The sequence below is a fragment of the Streptomyces sp. NPDC101219 genome (assembly GCF_044767675.1).
Taxonomy (GTDB): Bacteria; Actinomycetota; Actinomycetes; order Streptomycetales; family Streptomycetaceae; genus Streptomyces.
The window spans coordinates 15233-36201 of sequence record NZ_JBIWOK010000018.1; the positions used below are offsets into that span (position 1 = coordinate 15233).

The window sequence follows — 20969 nt, forward strand, 5'->3', positions numbered from 1 at the left end:
GCGCGCCCGCCCGGTGTTTTCCCGCCGCTGCTTGCCTGGAGTGCACTCCAGCGTTCTAGCGTTGAGGCCATGACGGTGACGGAGACCACGGGCACCAGCAGCACCACCCGCGCGACGCCGCCCCGGGGCGGCCGGCGGCAGGACGGCGCGGACCACTACACGATCAGCGAGGTCGCCGCCCTCACCGGGCTGAGCGCCCACACCCTGCGCTGGTACGAGCGGATCGGCCTGATGCCGCACGTCGACCGCTCGCACACCGGCCAGCGCCGCTACAGCAACCGCGACCTCGACTGGCTCGGCCTGGTCGGGAAGCTGCGGCTGACCGGGATGCCGGTCGCCGACATGGTGCGGTACGCGGAACTGGTGCGCGCGGGTGAGCACACCTACGCCGAGCGACTCGGCCTCCTCGTCGCGACCCGCGAGGACGTGCGCGCCCGGATCGCAGAGCTCCAGGGCACCCTGGCCCTGCTCGACCGGAAGATCGACTTCTACGCGGACGCCGGGTGCGGACCGACGCCGACGGAGACGCCCTGACGACGGACGGCAGCATTCCCGCTCACGACGCCCACGGCACGGACGGCGGCGGCAGCACCGGACGCCGGTCGGGAGCGAACCGGGCCGGACGCCGGACGGGAGTGGACCGGGCCGGACGCCGGACGGCGGCGGCAGCACCGGACGCCGGACCGGAGTGGACCGGGCCGGTCGCCCGGACGGGAGCTAACCGGGCCGGGGACCCCCGGCCCCGGCGTCACAGCTCCGCCAGCAACTCCGCCTTCTTGGAGGAGAACTCCTCGTCCGTCACCAGGCCCGCCTGGTGCAGTTCCCCGAGGTGCCGGATCCGCTCCGCGATGTCCGCGGGGTCGCGGCGGGGGACCGCGGCCACCGCGGGCACGGGCTCGCTGGTGCGCACCGCCGCCAGGACCGCCGCCGCGAACGGCAGCGACTCGTGCACCGGTCCGTACCCGAGGCCGAAGATGACCGCCGCGGGGTCCTGGTCGGGCTGCGGGGGCGCCTCCCCGCCGTCCCGCAGCAGCAGCCGCAGGTGCCCCTCGAAGACCTCCGGCGACCGCCACTCCACGCCGGTCAACTCGCCGACCGGGAAGCGCTGGTCACCGGCCTTCCACTTGGCCGAGGACGCGCCGGTCCAGAACCAGCGGAAGGACACGGCGCTGCCGTCGAACGACGCCCGGCCGTCGTACGCCTTGAAGCGGAGCGGGGCCGCGGGGGCCGCCACCAGGTGGTGGTCGGTGGGGCCGGACTCGGTGAGCCGGTCGCACAGTTCGTCCGCGTAGTACTCGGCGAGCGTCTCCCGCTCGGCGGGCAGGACCAGGCGGTAGGGGTCGCAGTTCTCCTTCAACTGCCCGGCGGCCGCCTCCATCAGCGGGTCCGCGCCGGGCCGCGGCGCGATGCGCAGCACCACGGTGCCGCGCCGGCCGGGCGTCAGCGTCACCCCGGCGATCGCCTCGAACGGAACGCGTCGCGTGCCGAGCGCCTGAAACAACTTGGGTGTTCGAAGGCCCCTTTCGTAGCGGATGAGCACGGAGTCGGACTCGAACTCCCAGGCGGCATGAAATCCGGCCAGTACGTCACCCATGCGGCTCATCGTATGCGGCACGAGCATCTTCGTCCCCTCCCCTCGTCCAGGGCAGTTTCTCCGCTTCTACGCGCGTCCGGAAGTGTCCGTACCGGACAAACCCCTCCGACACGCGTCGTTCTTCTGTGCGCAGTCGACCGCGCGGTATGCGCCAACACCGATCTCGGCGAAGTTCCGCAGGCTGTCCGTGCCCGGTTCGAAGTACCCGCTGTGGCCCTTGGCCTGGCGCGCGGACAGCACCCGGGCGCCGAAGCGCGAGGACACCGGGTCGGCGCCGTGGCCCAGCCCGCCGACCTCCAGGTACGGCACGTCCTGCACCCAGTCGTCGGCGTCCCGCATGGCCCACACCCGCGCCGGGGTGCGCAGTTCGCCGGCGTTGTCGACGCGCATGCCGGGACTGCCGGCCACCGCGATGTCGGCCACCCGGTCCGGCAGTTCGTCCGCGGCGAGGCCGCACAGCACCGAGCCGTAGCTGTGGCAGAACAGCGAGACCGGGGCGGTGCCGGGCAGGCCGCGCAGCAGCGCGTTCAGCCGCACCGCGCCGTCCTCCGCGCGCATCGCGGTGGCCGCGTCCATGCCGAGGCCGCGAGGGGCGGTGTAGTCGGCCCAGGCGATCACCGCGGTGCGGGTGGCGGGAGCGGTCTCGCGTTCGGCCGCGTACAGGGCCCGCGCCATGCCGACGGGCGCCGAGTGGGGGCGGTGGGTGCGCTGGAAGGTGAGCAGGTCGGTGTCGACGCCGGGGACGACGACCGAGACCCGTTCGGCGCGGCGCAGGCTGCCGAAGACCTCGGCGACCCGGCCGGAACCGGCGGGGTTGAAGGCGAGGATGTGCCGGCCCGGACGCAGCAGGGCGTCGATGCGGTCCAGCCGCCGGCTCGCGTGCCGCTGTCCGGCGGGCGTGAGGTTCTCGTCGTGGACGCGTTTCAGCTCGACCGTGCGGGCCTGTCCGAGGGCGATCCGGTTGGCGCGGTAGCGCAGTTCGACGGGGGCGCCGTTCATGTTGCCGACCGCGAGCGGATAGCGGCGGGCGAGCAGCGCGCGCTGCGCGTCGTTCAGGCCGGCGAAGAAGCGGGCCAGCCGGGTCGGCTCCGACTGCGGGTCCGGCAGCCGCCGTCCGGCGACGCTGCCGTCGCGCCACGCGTCGAGCGAGGCCTGCAGCTCGGTCGCCTCCCGCTGGCTGCGTATCGCCGTCCAGCCGGTGGTCGCCAGCATGACGAAGACGACGGCGAGCGCGAGCAGCGCGCGCCAGACGTTCAGCTGCGGGGAGGTGTCGAAGGAAGTCACTGAAAGGACACACTAGGAGAACGGGAGGGTCTCGCGTTAACCAAGTGACCGGTATCACGTTTCGGCGTGCCGGTACGGGGATGCGGCGAGGATCACTGCGTGCGCCAGTTGCCCGCGAGGTCCGGACCGAGCCGGTCCAGGTACCGGGTGGTGAGGTCCCGCATGGCCGTGACGCTCAGGTCGTCGCCCGCGGACCACAGCCGCTCGGCGACCCGGATCGCGCCCGCGACGGCGGCCACCAGCAGCCGCGGCCGGGGGTCGGCGTCCACGTCGAGCCCCTCGCGTTCGGCGACGATGCGGGCCAGCTGCTCCTCCAGTTCGGTGGAGCGCCGCAGATGGGCGGCGAGCAGCGCGGGCGTCGACTCGATGACCCGGTAGACCCGCATGTACAGCTCCACGGGGACGATCTGCCCGACGGCCTCGGTGATGCCGTCCCAGCTGCCCAGCACGGCCCGGCGCAGCGCCTCCAGCGGCGGCTCGTCCGGCGGACGTGCACGCACGGCCTCGACGACCCGGGACTCCGCGAGCCGCGGGACGTGGAAGGCCACGTCCTCCTTGCCGGCGAAGTAGCGGAAGAAGGTGCGCTGGGAGACGCCGACAGCCTCGGCGATGTCGTCGACGGTGGTGCCGTCGTAGCCGCGGGTGGCGAACAGCTCCAGGGCCGCCCGGACCAGGGCGTCCCGGGTGCGCCGCTTCTTCAGCTCCCGCAGACCCGGCCCCGGCACCGCGGTGACGACGCCTCCGACCGGCTCCATGTCTCCTCCTCGGGCGGATTCCCCAGTTCAGGCTATACGCGCGGGGCGCCGGGCGACCGTATGACGAAATGGTTTGGCAACTGTCAGCGACTGACATTAGTTTTCTGCGTATGACTAGTCAGACCACCATCGACAAGGGCGCGGGGGACGACGGTCCCGTCGCGTCCCCGGCCGCGCAGCGCGGTGCAGGGCTGCGGGGCCACCCCTGGCTCACTCTGGTGACCGTGGCCGTGGGCGTCATGATGGTGGCCCTGGACGGCACCATCGTGGCCATCGCCAACCCGGCCATCGCCATCGACCTGGGTGCCACCTGGTCCGACCTGCAGTGGATCACCAACGCCTACTTCCTCGCCCTCGCGGTCTCCCTGATCACTGCGGGCAAGCTGGGCGACCGCTTCGGCCACCGCCAGACCTTCCTCGTCGGCGTGGCCGGCTTCGCCGTGTCCTCGGCCGCCATCGGACTGTCCGAGGGCATCACGATGGTGATCGTCTTCCGGGTGTTCCAGGGCCTGTTCGGCGCGCTGCTCATGCCGGCCGCGCTCGGCCTGCTGCGGGCCACCTTCCCGGCCGAGAAGCTCAACATGGCCATCGGCATCTGGGGCATGGTCATCGGCGCCTCCACCGCGGGCGGCCCGATCCTCGGGGGCGTCCTCGTCGAGCACGTCAACTGGGAGTCGGTCTTCTTCATCAACGTGCCGGTCGGCGTCCTCGCCGTCGCCCTCGGCGCGTGGATCCTGCTCGACCACCGCGCGCAGAACGCCCCGCGCTCCTTCGACATCCCCGGCATCGTCCTGCTGTCCACCGCCATGTTCTGCCTGGTGTGGGCGCTGATCAAGGCTCCCGAGTGGGGCTGGGGCGGGCTGTGGACGTGGGCGTTCATCGGCGCCGCCGTGGCGCTCTTCGCCGGCTTCGCCGGCTGGGAGTCCCAGGTCCGCGAGCCGCTGATCCCGCTGACGCTGTTCCGGTCGGTGCCGCTGTCCGCGGGCGTGGTGCTGATGGTGCTGATGGCCATCGCCTTCATGGGCGGCCTGTTCTTCGTCACCTTCTACCTGCAGAACGTGCACGGCATGAGCCCGATCGACGCCGGCCTGCACCTGCTGCCGCTCACCGGCATGATGATCGTCGGCTCGCCGCTGGCCGGCGTGGTGATCACCAAGGCCGGCCCGCGCATCCCGCTGGCCGGCGGCATGGCGCTGACCGCCCTCGCCATGTACGGCATGTCGACGCTGGAGACGGACACCGGCAGCGGCGTGATGTCGCTCTGGTTCGCCCTGCTGGGCCTCGGCCTGGCGCCCGTCATGGTCGGCGCGACCGAGGTCATCGTGGGCAACGCGCCCATGGAGCTGTCCGGCGTGGCCGGCGGTCTCCAGCAGTCCGCGATGCAGATCGGCGGCAGCCTCGGCACCGCCGTGCTGGGCGCGGTGATGGCCTCCAAGGTCGACAGCGACCTGCCGGGCAACTGGCGGGACGCCGGGCTCCCGCCCCTCGGTCCCGAGCAGGCCGACGTGACGGCGGATGCCGTCCAGTTCGGCATCGCCCCGGTCTCCCCGGACATGCCGCCCGAGGTCGCCGAGACGATCACGAAGGTCTCCCACGACACGTTCATGTCCGGCATGGGCCTGGCGTCCCTCACGGCCGCCGCCGTCGCCGCGGTCGCGGTGGCGGTCGCGTTCCTCACCAAGCGCGGTGCGAACGCGGACGCCGGTGCGGGCGTGGGCCACATCTGACGGACCCGCGGCCGAGTTCGCTCGTCAGGGTGAACGAAGGCGGTGATCCCTCCCGTTGGGAGGCCACCGCAGGTCACAGTGGGTCAAGTCCTCCGCAGGACTGGAGGACGCCGACTGCTGCGCGCTGCTGGAGGGGGGCAGCGCGCAGGCAGGGGCCGGCGCCCGCGCGTCCCGCAGGAATCCGGCGCGGAAGCGGGGGTACCCGCCATGTCAACGAACCCTTCAGGGAGTTGATGATGGCGAGCTTCGGACACGGAACGCGCAGGCACCCCCGCACGCGTGGCCGGATGAGGTCACAGTCCGGGCCGGATCGCGCGACGCTGGGCATCATCGGACTCGTCTGCGCGGTCGCCGGGTTCTTCGTGCTGGGGATCGTCCTCGGCCCGGTGGCGATCGTCTGCGGATGGCTGGCCATGGGCCGCAGCTGGGCGGGGTCCCGCTCGGTGCCGGCCGTGGTCGCCGTCGTCCTCGGGGCCATCGACACGCTCCTGGCCGTCATCATGCTGGCCGGAGCGGCGACCTGGGGCAACGGCATGTTCTGACCCGGCGTCATCCACGGGCGGGCCCCCGGCACACCGCCGGGGGCCCGCCCGTGCGTCCGGGACCGGAAGGTGCAGTGCGTCCGGGGCCGAAGGACCGTGCGTCCGTGCCCCGAAGGGTGCCGGGACCCATGACGTGCAGAGGGCCCCGAAGGGTGCCGGGACCCATGACGTGCAGAGGGCCCCGAAGGGTGCCGGGACCCATGACGTGCAGAGGGCCCCGGACGTGCGAAGAGCCCCGGAGGTGCAAAGGGCCCCGGACGTGCGAAGAGCCCCGGACGTGCAAAGGGCCCCGGACGAGCAAAGGGCCCCCGGCGCACCGCCGGGGGCCCTCCGCGCCGTACCGCGCGCCGTACCGCGTGCTACGCGTCGCCGCCCGCCGGGCCCGGGTCGGCTGCCGTCACGTCCAGCAGCTGGTACCGGTCGATCGCCTGCTTCAGCACGGACCGGTCCAGGTGCCCCTCGCGCGCCAGCTCCGTCAGCACCGCCACCACGATCGACTGCGCGTCGATGTGGAAGTACCGGCGGGCCGCCCCGCGGGTGTCGGCGAAGCCGAAGCCGTCGGCGCCCAGCGACTGATACGTCCCCGGCACCCAGCGGGCGATCTGGTCCGGCACCGAGCGCATCCAGTCCGAGACCGCCACGACCGGCCCCTGCGCGGAGGCCAGCTTGCGCGTCACGTACGGGGTGCGCTGCTCCTCCTCGGGGTGCAGCAGGTTGTGCCGCTCGCAGTCCACCGCCTCGCGCCGCAGCTCGTTCCACGAGGTGGCCGACCAGACGTCCGCCTTGACGTTCCACTCCTCGGCGAGGATCTTCTGCGCCTCGATCGCCCACGGCACGGCGACACCGGAGGCGAGGATCTGCGCCGGCAGCGCCCCGCCCGGGCCCTCGCCGAGGCGGTACAGGCCCTTGAGGATGCCCTCGACGTCCACGTTCTCCGGCTCCGCCGGGTGCTGCATCGGCTCGTTGTAGACGGTCAGGTAGTAGAAGACGTCCTCGCCGTGCGGGTGCTGCTCGTCGCCGCCGTACATCCGGCGCAGACCGTCCTGAACGATGTGTGCGATCTCGTAGCCGAAGGCCGGGTCGTAGGCGACGCACGCCGGGTTGGTCGAGGCCAGCAACTGCGAGTGGCCGTCCGCGTGCTGGAGCCCCTCACCGGTCAGCGTCGTCCGGCCGGCGGTCGCGCCCAGGACGAACCCGCGCGAGAGCTGGTCGGCCATCTGCCAGAACTGGTCGCCGGTGCGCTGGAAGCCGAACATCGAGTAGAAGACGTACACCGGGATGAGCGGCTCGCCGTGCGTGGCGTAGGCCGAGCCCGCCGCGATCAGGGAGGCCGTGCAGCCCGCCTCGGAGATGCCGTCGTGCAGCATCTGCCCGTTCGGCGCCTCCTTGTAGGCGAGCAGCAGGTCGCGGTCCACGGCCTCGTACTGCTGGCCCAGCGGGTTGTAGATCTTGGCGCTCGGGAAGAAGGAGTCCATGCCGAACGTGCGGTACTCGTCCGGCGCGATCAGCACGAACCGCTTGCCGATCTCCTTGTCCCGCATGAGGTCCTTCAGCAGCCGCACGAAGGCCATGGTCGTCGCGATGGACTGCTGGCCCGAGCCCTTCTTGACCGTCGCGTAGGTCTTGTCGTCGGGCAGCGCCAGCGGCTTGGCGCGCACCACCCGGGTCGGCACGTACCCGCCGCAGTTCCTGCGGCGGTCGTGCATGTACTGGATCTCCTCGGAGTCCCGGCCCGGGTGGTAGTACGGCGGCACGCCGGACTCCAGGTCCTTGTCGGGGATCGGCAGGTGCAGCCGGTCGCGGAAGCGCTTGAGGTCGTCGACCGTCAGCTTCTTCATCTGGTGGGTGGCGTTGCGGCCCTCGAAGTTCGGGCCCAGCGTCCAGCCCTTGACCGTCTTCGCGAGGATGACCGTCGGCTGGCCCTTGTGCTCCAGGGCCGCCTTGTACGCCGCGTAGATCTTGCGGTGGTCGTGGCCGCCGCGGCCCAGGTGCAGGATCTGGTCGTCGGTCATGCCCTCGACCATGGCGCGCAGCCGGTGGTCGTCACCGAAGAAGTGGTCGCGGATGTAGGCGCCGGACTCGGTGGCGTACGTCTGGAACTGGCCGTCCGGCGTGGTGTTCATCCGGTTGACCAGCACGCCGTCCCGGTCCTGGGCGAGCAGCGGGTCCCAGGAACGGTCCCAGACCAGCTTGATCACGTTCCAGCCGGCGCCCCGGAAGACCGACTCCAGCTCCTGGATGATCTTGCCGTTGCCGCGCACCGGCCCGTCCAGGCGCTGGAGGTTGCAGTTGATCACGAAGGTCAGGTTGTCCAGGCCCTCCCGGGCCGCGATGGACAGCTGGCCCAGCGACTCCGGTTCGTCCATCTCGCCGTCGCCGAGGAACGCCCACACGTGCGACTTCGAGGTGTCCGCGATGCCGCGCGCGTGCATGTACCGGTTCATCCGCGCCTGGTAGATCGAGCCGATCGCGCCGAGCCCCATCGACACCGTGGGGAACTCCCAGAAGTCCGGCATCGACCGCGGGTGCGGGTACGACGACAGAGCGTAGGGCGCCTTGGACTTCTCCTGGCGGAACCCGTCGAGGTGCTGCTCGGTCAGCCGGTCCAGCAGGTAGGCGCGGGCGTAGATGCCGGGGGAGGCGTGCCCCTGGAAGAAGACCTGGTCGCCGCCGTCACCCTCGTCCTTGCCGCGGAAGAAGTGGTTGAAGCCCACGTCGTACAGCGACGCCGAGGACGCGAAGGTGGCGATGTGCCCGCCCACCCCGATCCCGGGCCGCTGCGCGCGCGAGACCATCACCGCGGCGTTCCACCGCGTGGCGTTGAGGATCTTGCGCTCGATCTCCTCGTTGCCCGGGAAGAACGGCTCCGCGCGGGTGGGGATGGTGTTCACGTAGTCCGTGCTGCGCATCTCGGGCACGGCCACGCGCTTCTCACGGGCCCGCTCGATCAGCCGGAGCATCAGGTAGCGGGCCCGCTCCCGGCCGCGCGCGTCGACTGCGGCGTCGAGGGAGTCGAGCCACTCCTGGGTCTCCTCCGGGTCGAAGTCGGGGACCTGACTCGGAAGGCCGCCAATGATGATCGGGTTGCGATCGGATGCGGAAGCCACGCTGATCCTTACCTGTCGAGGGCCGTGAAGGACGGCCGCGGTGCTGCAGCCGGGTCTGCGCCGATCCCATGGTCCACCCGGGGGGCGCAAACGTCACCTCTACCGAGAGGTAACCCGGATGTGCGGCCCCGCGGGACCCGGGACGCGGTCTCGTCCGGGTCTCGTACCCACGGACGGTTCCCGAATGCCCAAACCGGGCACAAGGGTGTGGTGTACCTCACCATCGGCGGCAACGCCGTGCCACGGGTTGCGGTGAACAGGCCCGGATCGTCACCGTTTCGGCGGTCTCGGCGGCCGGGTACTTGCGCGATCCGTCCCGCCCGTGTGGACTACGGCCAATGCTTCGCGCACGCGCGTGGCTGAGTTATTCCCAATCCATGATCAGGAGGCAACCCGTGAGCGCGACCGCGGACCACGCGGAGGAGCGGACGAACCCTGCCGCCAGGCTGGGGTTCCAGCCCGGGCAGGTGGTCCAGGAGATCGGCTACGACGACGACGTCGACCAGGAGCTCCGCGAGGCCATCGAGGGCGTCATCGAGAACGACCTGGTCGACGAGGACTACGACGACGTGGCTGACGCCGTTGTGCTGTGGTTCCGTGACGACGACGGCGACCTGACGGACGCGCTGGTGGATGCCGGCACGTACATCGAAGAAGGTGGCGCCATCCTGCTCCTGACGCCGAAGACGGGCCGTGACGGCTACGTCGAGCCGAGTGACATCTCGGAGGCCGCCACCACGGCGGGCCTGACGGCGTCGAAGAGCGTCAGCGTCGGAAAGGACTGGAGCGGAAGCCGCCTGGCGACCCCGAAGGCCGCCAAGTCCAAGCGGTAGTCCCGCCGCGACGAGCATCCCGGACGGGCTGACCAGGTCAGCCCGTCCGTCGGCCTGTCGTACCCCCTGCGTAGGGTGGACCGGACAGCGGCGACCCACCCCCGCGGAAGGGACAAGAGCGACCATGGCGATCAAGGCCGGCGACAAGGCCCCCGACTTCGAACTCAAGGACAACCACGGCCGGACCGTGCGGCTGTCGGACTTCCGGGGCCGGAGCAACGTGGTGCTGGTCTTCTACCCCTTCGCCTTCACCGGCGTGTGCACCGGCGAGCTGTGCGAGCTGAGGGACAACCTGCCGCGGTTCGCCGACCGGGACACTCAGCTGCTGGCGGTGTCCAACGACTCCATCCACACACTGCGCGTCTTCGCCGAGCAGGAGGGCCTTGAGTACCCCCTGCTGTCCGACTTCTGGCCCCACGGCGAGGTCTCGCGCGCCTACGGCGTCTTCGACGAGGCCAAGGGCTGCGCGGTGCGCGGCAGCTTCGTCATCGACCAGGAGGGCGTCGTGCGCTGGACCGTGGTCAACGGCCTGCCCGACGCCCGCGACCTCAACGAGTACGTCGCGGCCCTCGACACCCTGTAATTCATCCGCGGGGAATGCGAGCCCCGGGAACCCGTCACTAGGATCGACTCGTTGATCCGACAGCCAACGCACCACGGGGCAACCCGCCCCCGGACACCAATGGAGGACTCGTGGGAGTCAGCCTCAGCAAGGGCGGCAACGTATCGCTGAGCAAGGAGGCGCCGGGCCTCACCGCCATCGTCGTCGGACTGGGGTGGGACGTCCGTACCACGACCGGCACCGACTTCGACCTCGACGCCAGCGCCCTGCTGCTGAACAGCTCAGGCAAGGTCGGCAGCGATGCCAACTTCGTCTTCTTCAACAACCTCAAGAGCCCCGACGGCTCCGTCGAGCACACGGGTGACAACCTCACCGGTGAGGGCGAGGGCGACGACGAGCAGATCAAGGTGAACCTCGCCGCCGTCCCCGCCGACATCGAGAAGATCGTCTTCCCGGTGTCCATCTACGACGCGGAGAACCGCCAGCAGTCCTTCGGCCAGGTGCGCAACGCGTTCATCCGCGTCGTCAACCAGGCCGGCGGCGCCGAGATCGCCCGCTACGACCTGTCGGAGGACGCCTCCACCGAGACCGCCATGGTCTTCGGCGAGCTGTACCGGCACGGCGCGGAGTGGAAGTTCCGGGCCATCGGCCAGGGCTACGCCTCCGGCCTGCGCGGCATCGCGCAGGACTTCGGTGTGAACGTCTGAGCGCGAGAGGCCGGAACGCTCACCGTCCCGGGCGGGCCCGCCCGGGACCGGCCGTGTCGGACGGCCGTTCCCCCAGGTGCCGCACGGTTCGCGTGCGGCGCCCGGGGGTGCCCCCGCTGGGGGAGTGCAGGACCACCTGAGAAACAGAACCCGGGGAGGGACCAGCATCATGGGCGTCACACTCGCCAAGGGAGGAAACGTCTCCCTGTCCAAGGCCGCACCCAACCTCACGCAGGTCATGGTCGGGCTCGGCTGGGACGCGCGCTCCACCACGGGAGCCGACTTCGACCTGGACGCCAGCGCGCTGGTCTGCAGCGACGGCCGGGTCATGGGGGACGAGTGGTTCGTCTTCTACAACCAGCTCACGAGCCCGGACGGCTCCGTCGAGCACACCGGTGACAACCTCACCGGAGAGGGCGACGGCGACGACGAGTCGCTGCTGGTCGACCTCTCCAAGGTGCCGGCCCGGTGCGACAAGATCGTCTTCCCGGTGTCCATCCACATGGCCGACGAGCGCGGCCAGACGTTCGGCCAGGTCAGCAACGCGTTCATCCGCGTGGTGAACCAGGCCGACGGACAGGAACTGGCCCGCTACGACCTGAGCGAGGACGCCTCCACCGAGACCGCGATGATCTTCGGTGAGCTGTACCGCTACCAGGGCGAGTGGAAGTTCCGTGCAGTCGGTCAGGGGTACGCGTCGGGGCTGCGAGGTATCGCTCTAGACTTCGGAGTCAACGTTTCGTAAAGCCGACTCTTGGCGGCGGGGGAGCCCGTACGCAACACGATGGGGTAGCCAGTGGTTCTGAAAACCTTCGGCTGGTCGTTCGCGGTCACCGCGGCCGGCCTGGTCGCAGCGATCCTCTTCGGGGGGTGGACCGCCTTCGGAATCGTGGCGATCCTCTCGATCCTCGAGATCTCGCTGTCCTTCGACAACGCGGTGGTCAACGCCGGAATCCTGAAGAAGATGAATGCCTTCTGGCAGAAGATCTTCCTCACGATCGGCATCCTGATCGCCGTCTTCGGCATGCGGCTGGTGTTCCCCGTCGTCATCGTCGCGGTCAGCGCCCAGATGGGCCCGATCGAGGCGGTCGACCTCGCGCTGAGCGACAAGGACCGCTACCAGGAGCTCGTCACCGACGCGCACCCGGCGATCGCCGCCTTCGGTGGCATGTTCCTGCTCATGATCTTCCTGGACTTCATCTTCGAGGACCGGGAGATCAAGTGGCTGGCGTGGCTGGAGCGCCCGCTGGCCAAGCTGGGCAAGATCGACATGCTGTCGGTCTGCATCGCGCTGATCATCCTGCTGATCTCGGCCATGACCTTCGCCGCCAACGCCCACCAGCACGGCGGCACCCATGTCGACAAGGCCGAGACGGTGATGCTCTCCGGCATCGCCGGTCTGATCACCTACATGATCGTCGGCGGACTCTCCGGCTTCTTCGAGGACAAGCTCGAAGAGGAGGAGGAACGCGAGCACGAGGAGGAGGAGAAGGCCGTACGACAGGGCAAGCCACGCTCGGCGGTCGCCCTGGCCGGCAAGGCCGCGTTCTTCATGTTCCTCTACCTCGAGGTGCTGGACGCGTCCTTCTCCTTCGACGGGGTGATCGGCGCCTTCGCCATCACCAACGACATCGTCCTGATGGCCCTGGGCCTCGGTATCGGCGCCATGTACGTCCGGTCCCTCACGGTCTACCTGGTCCGCCAGGGCACCCTCGACGACTACGTCTACCTGGAGCACGGCGCGCACTACGCGATCGGCGCCCTCGCGCTCATCCTCCTGATCACCATCCAGTACGAGATCCACGAGATCATCACCGGACTCATCGGTGTCGTCCTGATCGGCTGGTCCTTCTGGTCCTCCGTACGCCGCAACAAGCGGCTCGCGGCGGCCGAGGGGGACACGGACCAGAAGACAGAGGTCGCCTCCGGGGTGTGACGGCACCCCGGGTGAGGAACGCTCTGGACGGGGCGGCGGGCGGAGGACCAGTCCTCGCCGGCCGCCCCGTCGGCCGTCCGGGGCCCTTGGAGGCACCCGGCACGGCCACGGCGGGGTTCGAGGCACGAGGACTTGGGGCGGGACGGGAATGGGCTTCCTGGACGGACTGTGGCGCGGACGCGGAACGGACTTCGACTCGGGCAACGCGGCCACCAACGCCATCGAGCTGACCAAACGGCACGCGCAGGTCTCCCTCACCAAACAGGGGGCGGCCACCGGCCATCTGCGCATCAACCTGAGCTGGCGCATGCGGACGTCCGACTTCGGCGGCTCCCAGCGGGAGAGCCTGCTGCGCCACCCCTTCAAGGCGCTCAAGCCGCCGGAGGTCGTCGCGCACAGCCAGAGCATGGTCAACGTCGACCTGGACCTGGGCTGCCTGTACGAACTCCAGGACGGCACCAAGGGCGTGGTCCAGCCGCTCGGCGGCTACCTCGGCGACGTCAACGCACCGCCGTACGTCAAGCTCAGCGGCGACGACCGGTTCGGCTCGGCCTCCGGCGAGACGATCTACATCAACCTGGACCAGCGCGAGAACATCCGGCGGCTGCTGGTCTTCGCGTACATCTACGACCAGACGCCCGCCTTCGACCGCACCCAGGCGATGGTCACCCTCTACCCGAGCAACGGCCCGCGGATCGAGATCGGCCTGGACGAACGCCACCCGCAGGCCCGCTCCTGCGCGGTGATGATGATCGAGAACGTGAAGGACGAGATCATCGTCCGCCGCGAGGTGAAGTTCGTCTACGGCTTCCAGGCGGAGATCGACCGGCTCTACGGGTGGGGACTGCAGTGGGGCCGGGGCTTCAAGACGAAGGTCTAGCGCATGGCACCGGGGCCCCAGGTTCCGGGAGCGGTACGGCTAGCGTCCGATGAACTGCGGCCCCTGCGGGGGCAGCCGGAAGTCGGGGTCGGGGGCCGAACCGGCCGGCGGGAAGCCGTAGGCGGCGGGCGCCGCCGCCGGGGGCTGTTGCGGGTAGCCGTAGGCGGGCTGCGCCGCCGGATGCGGGTAGCCGTACGCCGGCTGGGCGGCCGGGGGCTGCTGCGGCGGGTAGCCGTACGCCGGCTGCGCCGGTACCCCGGCGGCCGGCTGTTCCGGCGGCAGCGGACCGGACACCTCGGGCGCGGCCGGTGCGTGGGCCTGGGTCGGCGCCTCGGGGTGCGCCCGGGGCGGCGCGGGCGCCTGGGCCGCCGGATCGGCGGCAGCGGGCTCCTCCGCGGCCTCCGACTCGTCCACCGAGATGCCGAAGTCGGTGGCGAGCCCCCGCAGGCCGTTGGAGTAGCCCTCGCCGAGGGCCCGGAACTTCCAGCCCTCCCCGCGCCGGTACAGCTCGCCGCAGATCAGCGCCGTCTCCTGCCCGGTCTCCGGCCTGATGTCGAAGAAGGCGAGGGGCTCGGCGTCGGGGGTCCGGGCGTCGTACAGCAGGATGCGCAGGTCCCGGACGCGGTCGAAGGTGACGCCGTCCGCCGAGGCGACCAGCAGGATCCGCCCCACGTCGGGTTCGGTGCCCGCGAGGTCTGTCTGGATCGTGTCGGTCAGACCGTCGGTGTCGCGCTTCTTGCCGAGCCGCCAGACGGTGCCGGCGGGATGCCGCGGCTGGTTGTAGAAGACGAAGTCCTCGTCGGAGCGCACGCGGTCGTCGGGGCCGAGCAGCAGCGCGGAGGCGTCCACGTCCGGCACCCCCTGCCCGGGCGACCAGCGCAGCACGGCGCGTACCGTGGTGGCCTCGAGAGGGACGTTCGACCCCTTCAGCATCGCGTGCGTCATGCCGTCATCCTGCCTGCTGCGTCCTGGCCACGACAATGCGGGGGGCGGCCGACACGGCGGAGTCATCGGGCGTTAACGCCCCGTGGGAACCGCCGACATCGTTCTGAACGTACTATTACCGGCCACCTTCTGACGTGTCACCGCAGCACCAAAGGCCCCGAGGGAGTTCAATGCATCATTTCGGTCACATAGCCCTCGAGGTGCGGAAACGTCTCTTCTACCGGGAGCCCTGCGCGTTCACCGCGGACTCCCCGGCCCGGCTGCTCTCCGCGGCCCTCGGCGCGACCCTCTACAGCCCGGCCACCCGCCCCCGCCTCGCCGACGACGTCGTCAAGCAGGCCGGGCGCGGTGTCGTCTCGATGGTGCTGTGCCTGGAGGACTCCATCAGCGACGCGGACGTCGCCGCCGGGGAGGCGAACCTCGTGAGCCAGTTCGCCGAACTGGACGGCGTGACCGGCGTGGAGCTGCCGCTGGTGTTCGTCCGGGTGCGCACCCCGGAGCAGATACCCGACCTCGTCCGCCGCCTCGGCCCCGCCGTCCGGCTGCTGTCCGGATTCGTCCTGCCGAAGTTCACCGAGGAACGCGGCATGCCCTTCCTGGAGGCCCTCACCGACGCCGAGGCCACCAGCGGGCGCCGGCTGTTCGCCATGCCCGTCCTGGAGTCCCCGGAACTCCTCTACCGGGAGTCCCGGGTGGAGGTCCTGGAGGGCATCTTCCGGTCCGTCGACAAGTACCGCGACCGGGTCCTCGCCCTGCGCCTGGGCGTGACCGACTTCTGCTCCTCCTACGGGCTGCGCCGGGGCCCCGACATGACGGCCTACGACATCCAGGTCGTCGCCTCGGTCATCGCCGACGTGGTGAACATGCTCGCCCGCGCCGACGGCACCGGCTTCACCGTCACCGGCCCCGTCTGGGAGTACTTCCGCGTCCAGGAACGCATGTTCAAGCCCCAGCTGCGGCAGAGCCCGTTCCTGGAGGTGCAGGCGGTCGCGCTGCGCGAGAAACTCATCAAGCACTCCATGGACGGACTGCTGCGCGAGATCTCCCTGGACCAGGCCAACGGCCTCCTCGGCAAGACCTGCATCCACCCCTCCCACGTCCTGCCGGTGCACGCGCTGTCCGTCGTCAGCCACGAGGAGTACAGCGACGCCCAGGACATCCTGCGGCCGGAAAGGGGCGGTGGGGGTGTCATGAGGTCGGCGTACACGAACAAAATGAACGAGGTGAAGCCGCACCGCGCCTGGGCGGAGCGGACCCTGCTGCGCGCCGAGGTCTTCGGGGTGGCGAACGAGGACATCGGCTTCGTGGAGCTGCTCGCCGCCGGTCTCACGAAGTGAACCACCCGGAGCACCCTCACCACGCCACCACCCCGGCGGGCCGCCCGGCCGGCGCCGGAACCGAGCGCAAGGAATCCATGGAGAAGGCAGTGAACGAGCGGGTGCACCCCGGGGTGCGTCACGCGACGCGGACCGACGGGCACGTCTGGTCCGGCACCTGGGTCGCCGAGCGGCTCGGCGTCGAACTCGTCGGCGACGACACGCTGACCGGCCTGCTGGGCCTGGCCCTGCGGCGCAACCCCAAGCGGGCCCACCTGCTGGTGTCCCACGTGCTCGGCAAGCACGTGCCCCAGTCGCCGTCCGTCGTGTACGAGCACGGCGTCGCCCTCGGCCGCCGGGTCGGCGAGCTGCTGGGCGGGGCGGCCGGCCGGGCGGTCGTCCTCGGCTACGCGGAGACCGCGACCGGCCTCGGCCACTCGGTGGCCGACGGCCTGGGCACCGCCCCCTACCTGCACTCCACCCGCCGGCCGGTCCCCGGTGTGCCGACGGCGGGCGGCTTCGAGGAGTCCCACTCGCACGCCACCTCCCACCTGCTGCTGCCCGAGGACCCCGGCCTGCTCGCGGGCGACGGACCGCTGGTCCTGGTGGACGACGAGTTCTCCACGGGCAACACGGTGCTGAACACCGTCCGCGCCCTGCACGCCCGCTACCCGCGCTCCCGGTACGTGATCGTCGCCCTCGTCGACATGCGTTCGCCGGCGGACGCGGGACGCCTCGACGCGTTCGCCCGGGAGATCGGGGCCCGCATCGACCTGGTGACGACCGCGTCGGGGACGGTGCGGCTGCCCGAGGACGTCCTGGAGAAGGGCCGCGAGCTGGTCGCGGCGCACGAGCGTGCCGCCGGGGGCCGCGAGCCGTCACCGGCCGACTCCCCGGCCGCCCCCGGCGCCGCTTCGCCCGCCGCAGCGGCGGACCGCGTCACCCGTGTGGACCTGCGCTGGCCCGCCGGTCTCCCCGACGGCGGACGGCACGGTTTCACCCCCGCGCACCGCTCCCGCCTCGACGAGGCCCTCCCCGCCATGGCCGCCCGCCTCGCGGACGCCCTCCCGGCCGGCGCCCGCCGCGTCCTCGTCCTCGGCTGCGAGGAGCTGATGTACGCGCCGCTGCGGCTCGCCCACGCACTCGAACACCTGGTCCCCCGCACCGACGTCCGCTTCTCGACCACCACCCGCTCACCCGTCCTCGCCGTCGACGACCCCGGCTACGCGATCCGCACCCGGCTGGTCTTCCCGGCCCACGACGACCCGGCCGACGGCCCCGGCGAGCGCTACGCCTACAACGTCGCGGGCGCCGGCTTCGACGCCGTCGTCGCCGTCGTCGACTCGGCCGCCGACACCCCCGCCCTGCACGCGCCCGGCGGTCTGGCCGCCCGGCTCGCCGCGCACACCCCGCACGTCCTCCTCGCGGTCGTGCCGTCGTACGTGCCCGACCGCCGGGACGCCCACCGGGGCGCCCGGCCGGACGCCCCCGAAAGGCCCGCCCGCATGCTGCCCGACCCGCTCAGAGGCCCCGCCTTCTCCTCGTACGCGCCCGAGGAGGTCGGCTGGCTGCTCCAGGACCTCTCGGACGTGACGCTGGAGGCGCCGACCGAGGAGCGCGAGGAGGCCATTCAGAGCGGCGGCGCCCATTACGCGGAGTCCCTGCCGGTCGAGTACCAGCCCAGCGAGCAGTACCAGGAGCTGTTCCACGCCGCCCTGGACGCCTCGGCGGCCCGCCTGGCCCACGCGGTCGGCGTCGTCACCGAGACCGTGCTCGCCGAGCGGTCCTCTCACCCGGTCCTCGTCTCGCTGGCCCGCGCGGGCACCCCCGTCGGCATCCTCATGCGCCGCTGGGCGCAGCACCGGCACGGCCTCGGCCTCCCGCACTACGCCGTGTCCATCGTGCGCGGCCGTGGCATCGACGCCAACGCGCTGCACTGGCTCGCCGCCCACCACGACCCCCGGGACGTGGTGTTCGTGGACGGCTGGACCGGCAAGGGCGCCATCACCCGCGAACTCGCCCAGGCCGTCACCGAGTTCGAGAAGGCCGGGGGCGCCGTCGGCTTCGACCCCGAGATCGCCGTCCTCGCCGACCCCGGCTCCTGCGTGCGCACCTACGGCACCCGCGAGGACTACCTGATCCCCTCCGCCTGCCTCAACTCGACCGTCTCCGGGCTGATCTCACGGACCGTGCTGCGCGCCGACCTGGTCGGCCCGCACGACTTCCACGGCGCCAAGTTCTACCGCGAACTCGCCGGCGCCGACCTCTCGGTGGCCTTCCTCGACGCCGTCTCCGCCCGCTTCCCCGAGGTCACCGACGCGGCCTGCGCCCGCGCGAAGGAACTCCTCGCCACCGACCGCACCCCCACCTGGGAGGGCTGGGCCGCGGTGGAACGCATCAGCGAGGAGTACGGCATCCACGACGTCAACCTCGTCAAGCCGGGCGTCGGCGAGACCACCCGGGTGCTGCTGCGCCGGGTGCCCTGGAAGGTGCTCGCCCGCGCCGGAGCGGGCAGCGATCTCGACCACGTGCGCCTGCTCGCCGAGCAGCGGGGGGTGCCCGTCGAGGAGGTCGACGGCCTGCCGTACACCTGCGTCGGACTCATCCACCCCCGCTACACCCGGGGCGCCACCGGCGCCGACGGCAAGGCGGTGGCCCGCTGATGCCCGTCCTCGTCGCCAGCGACCTCGACCGCACCCTCATCTACTCCGCCGCCGCCCTCGCCCTGACCATGCCGGACGCGCGGGCGCCCCGGCTGCTGTGCGTGGAGGTCCACGAGAGCAAGCCGCTGTGCTACATGACGGAGACGGCGGCCCGGCTCCTCACCGACCTCGGCGACAGTGCCGTCTTCGTCCCCACCACCACCCGCACCCGCAAGCAGTACCAGCGCATCAACCTGCCCGGCCCGGCCCCCGCCTACGCGATCTGCGCCAACGGCGGCCACCTCCTCGTCGACGGTGTGTCCGACCGCGACTGGCACGCCCGGGTGACCGCCCGGCTGGCCGCGGAGTGCGCCCCGCTGGCTCAGGTGCAGGAGCACCTGCTGCGCACCGCCGACCCGGTCTGGGTGCGCAAACACCGGGTGGCCGAGGACCTGTTCGCCTACCTGGTCGTCGAGCGGGACCTGCTGCCCGGGGACTGGGTGAAGGAACTCGCCGCGTGGGCGGAGAACCTCGGCTGGACCGTCTCCCTCCAGGGCCGCAAGATCTACGCCGTGCCCAAGCCGCTCACCAAGAGCGCGGCCATGCACGAGGTCGCCCGCCGCACCGGCGCCGACCTCACCCTCGCCGCCGGTGACTCCCTCCTCGATGCCGACCTGCTCCTCGCCGCCGACCGGGGCTGGCGCCCCGGCCACGGCGAACTCGCCGACGTCGGCTGGACGGCGCCCACGGTCAGCGCCCTGCCCGAGCGGGGTGTCGCGGCCGGGGAGCGCATCCTGCGCGAGTTCCTGGCGGCGGTGCGCCCGCCCCGGTGAGCCGGCGGGGCGCCTACCGGCCGGCGGGGGCGTCGGGGCGCAGGGCGAGGGTGTCGGCGGTGCCGCCGTCCTCGTCCTCCCCGGGTGTGCCGGCGGGGCCGGTCTCCGTCCGCCCGCCCCGCCTCCGCCGGCCGGCCCCGGGACGCAGCAACCGCACGACCGCGAACACCACCAGGCCCAGCGCGGCGACGCCCAGGACCACCTTGGAGTACGTCGACGCGACAGCCGAGACCCGCTCCCAGTTGTCGCCGAGGGCATAACCCGCCAGCACGAACACGGTGTTCCAGAGCGCGCTGCCCAGCGCGGTCAGACCGAGGAACACCGGCAGCCGCATGCGCTCCACCCCGGCCGGCACGGAGACGAGGCTGCGGAAGATCGGGAGCATGCGGCCGAAGAACACCGCTTTCGTCCCGTGCCGCAGGAACCACGCCTCGGTCCGCTCGATGTCCGCCACCTTCACCAGCGGCAGCCGGGCCGCGATCCCCAGCGTCCGGTCCCGGCCGAGCAGCGCACCCACCCCGTACAGCGCCAGCGCCCCGGCGACGGACCCGGCGGTCGTCCACAGCAGCACGCTGAGCAGCCCCATGCGCCCACTGCTGGCGGCGAACCCCGCCAGCGGCAGGATCACCTCGCTCGGGATCGGCGGAAAGAGGTTCTCCAGCGCGATGGCGAGCCCGGCCCCGGGCGCGCCCAGCGCGTCCATGAGGTCGGTGACCCACTGCGGTCCGGGACTGTCACCCGCGGCGGCCGTGGCGATCCCGTGTACGGCGATGGCTGTCATGCGCCCACGCTAGGGAAGCGCACCTGAAGGGAGCCTGAGGACGGCGACGAGTGGGGCGACGAGGATGCGGCGAGGCGTCGCACGTCGGGACGTGGGTATGCCGGGGCGTGTCCGACCGGCGTCCTGGGGGCGCCGGGGGAGGGGCGGGTGCCGGGTGGCGCGCCGCCCGTGCCGGGGGACGCGCGGCGTCAGCCGCAGCAGCCTCCGCCGCAGCAGCCGCCCCCGCCACCGCCGGCGGCCGGGGCCGGGGCGGCGGAGGTGCCGCCCACCGCGACGGTGGACAGCAGCTTGACCGTGTCGTCGTGGCCCGCCGGGCAGGCCGCGGGTGCGGAGGACTCCGCCATGGGACGGCTCAGTTCGAAGGTGTCGCCGCAGGTCCGGCAGCGGTACTCGTAGCGAGGCATGCGCACAGGTTAACCGGCACCCGCCCCCACGGGTACGGGCCGGCCCGCCACCGGGGCGGCGCGCCTGGGCGGCGGGGGCCCGTGGGGTCGGGTTCAGGGAGGGGTATGGACTTGTCGCGTG

19 protein-coding genes are annotated in these 20969 nt (G+C 71.7%); 12 read left to right on the plus strand and 7 right to left on the minus strand.

Annotated features, from left to right (window positions below; translation table 11 throughout):
* The first annotated feature begins 69 nt into the window (after positions 1–69).
* Entirely contained in the window at positions 70–534 is a 465-nt protein-coding gene (locus tag ACIRPP_RS27930) for a MerR family transcriptional regulator (protein WP_164343402.1), read from the plus strand.
* 214 nt (positions 535–748) lie between these two features.
* On the opposite strand, the gene ACIRPP_RS27935 is transcribed toward ACIRPP_RS27930, so the two are convergent.
* From ACIRPP_RS27935 to ACIRPP_RS27945, 3 genes are all read right to left on the minus strand, one after another.
* Complete coding sequence (locus tag ACIRPP_RS27935; RefSeq protein WP_403648303.1) at positions 749–1594, minus strand: DUF4429 domain-containing protein; 846 nt, start codon at positions 1592–1594, stop codon at positions 749–751.
* A gap of 66 nt (positions 1595–1660) precedes the next feature.
* Complete coding sequence (locus tag ACIRPP_RS27940) at positions 1661–2878, minus strand: alpha/beta hydrolase (protein ID WP_403648305.1); 1218 nt, start codon at positions 2876–2878, stop codon at positions 1661–1663.
* 92 nt (positions 2879–2970) lie between these two features.
* Positions 2971–3633, minus strand: a complete 663-nt coding sequence (locus ACIRPP_RS27945) for a TetR family transcriptional regulator (protein WP_403648308.1) — start codon at positions 3631–3633, stop codon at positions 2971–2973.
* A gap of 110 nt (positions 3634–3743) precedes the next feature.
* Between ACIRPP_RS27945 and ACIRPP_RS27950 the strand changes: the two genes are divergently transcribed.
* A complete protein-coding gene (locus ACIRPP_RS27950; RefSeq protein ID WP_403648311.1) occupies positions 3744–5360 on the plus strand; it encodes an MFS transporter in 1617 nt (538 codons plus the stop codon).
* 233 nt (positions 5361–5593) lie between these two features.
* Entirely contained in the window at positions 5594–5902 is a 309-nt protein-coding gene (locus tag ACIRPP_RS27955; protein WP_403648313.1) for a small hydrophobic protein, read from the plus strand.
* Positions 5903–6261: 359 nt separating this feature from the next.
* On the opposite strand, the gene aceE is transcribed toward ACIRPP_RS27955, so the two are convergent.
* Positions 6262–9009 carry a pyruvate dehydrogenase (acetyl-transferring), homodimeric type gene (gene aceE / locus ACIRPP_RS27960; protein WP_403648316.1) on the minus strand — a complete coding sequence of 916 codons (2748 nt, stop codon included), beginning with the start codon at positions 9007–9009 and terminating at the stop codon, positions 6262–6264.
* Between the two features lie 395 nt (positions 9010–9404).
* On the opposite strand from aceE, the gene ACIRPP_RS27965 reads away from it, so the two are divergent.
* The 6 genes from ACIRPP_RS27965 to ACIRPP_RS27990 all read left to right on the plus strand — a co-directional run bounded on the left by ACIRPP_RS27965 (position 9405) and on the right by ACIRPP_RS27990 (position 13927).
* On the plus strand, positions 9405–9842 hold the full coding sequence (locus ACIRPP_RS27965; RefSeq protein ID WP_403648319.1) for a DUF3052 domain-containing protein: 438 nt from the start codon (positions 9405–9407) through the stop codon (positions 9840–9842).
* 124 nt (positions 9843–9966) lie between these two features.
* Positions 9967–10425, plus strand: coding sequence for a peroxiredoxin (locus tag ACIRPP_RS27970; protein WP_403648322.1), 459 nt, complete (start codon positions 9967–9969; stop codon positions 10423–10425).
* A 110-nt stretch (positions 10426–10535) separates the two neighbouring features.
* Positions 10536–11111, plus strand: coding sequence for a TerD family protein (locus ACIRPP_RS27975; RefSeq protein WP_164338970.1), 576 nt, complete (start codon positions 10536–10538; stop codon positions 11109–11111).
* A gap of 169 nt (positions 11112–11280) precedes the next feature.
* The gene (locus ACIRPP_RS27980; RefSeq protein WP_403648324.1) at positions 11281–11856 is read left to right on the plus strand and encodes a TerD family protein; all 576 of its coding nucleotides are present in this window, start codon (positions 11281–11283) and stop codon (positions 11854–11856) included.
* 51 nt (positions 11857–11907) lie between these two features.
* Positions 11908–13047, plus strand: coding sequence for a DUF475 domain-containing protein (locus ACIRPP_RS27985; RefSeq protein ID WP_403648326.1), 1140 nt, complete (start codon positions 11908–11910; stop codon positions 13045–13047).
* 148 nt (positions 13048–13195) lie between these two features.
* Positions 13196–13927 carry a Tellurium resistance gene (locus ACIRPP_RS27990; protein WP_403648329.1) on the plus strand — a complete coding sequence of 244 codons (732 nt, stop codon included), beginning with the start codon at positions 13196–13198 and terminating at the stop codon, positions 13925–13927.
* 39 nt (positions 13928–13966) lie between these two features.
* Here the strand turns inward: ACIRPP_RS27990 and ACIRPP_RS27995 are convergent, their stop codons facing one another.
* Complete coding sequence (locus ACIRPP_RS27995) at positions 13967–14872, minus strand: TerD family protein (protein ID WP_403648332.1); 906 nt, start codon at positions 14870–14872, stop codon at positions 13967–13969.
* A 170-nt stretch (positions 14873–15042) separates the two neighbouring features.
* On the opposite strand from ACIRPP_RS27995, the gene ACIRPP_RS28000 reads away from it, so the two are divergent.
* From ACIRPP_RS28000 to ACIRPP_RS28010, 3 genes are all read left to right on the plus strand, one after another.
* Positions 15043–16209: an HpcH/HpaI aldolase/citrate lyase family protein gene (locus ACIRPP_RS28000; protein ID WP_403648335.1), complete on the plus strand. Its 1167-nt coding sequence runs from the start codon at positions 15043–15045 to the stop codon at positions 16207–16209.
* 77 nt (positions 16210–16286) lie between these two features.
* Complete coding sequence (locus ACIRPP_RS28005; RefSeq protein WP_403648338.1) at positions 16287–18851, plus strand: phosphoribosyltransferase; 2565 nt, start codon at positions 16287–16289, stop codon at positions 18849–18851.
* Positions 18851–19663, plus strand: a complete 813-nt coding sequence (locus ACIRPP_RS28010) for an HAD family hydrolase (RefSeq protein ID WP_403648341.1) — start codon at positions 18851–18853, stop codon at positions 19661–19663. Before ACIRPP_RS28005 ends, ACIRPP_RS28010 begins: the two co-directional genes overlap by 1 nt.
* Positions 19664–19676: 13 nt before the next feature.
* On the opposite strand, the gene ACIRPP_RS28015 is transcribed toward ACIRPP_RS28010, so the two are convergent.
* The gene (locus ACIRPP_RS28015; RefSeq protein WP_403648343.1) at positions 19677–20444 is read right to left on the minus strand and encodes a DedA family protein; all 768 of its coding nucleotides are present in this window, start codon (positions 20442–20444) and stop codon (positions 19677–19679) included.
* Positions 20445–20632: 188 nt separating this feature from the next.
* On the minus strand, positions 20633–20848 hold the full coding sequence (locus ACIRPP_RS28020; protein ID WP_360593249.1) for a zinc ribbon domain-containing protein: 216 nt from the start codon (positions 20846–20848) through the stop codon (positions 20633–20635).
* Positions 20849–20969 lie beyond the last annotated feature (121 nt).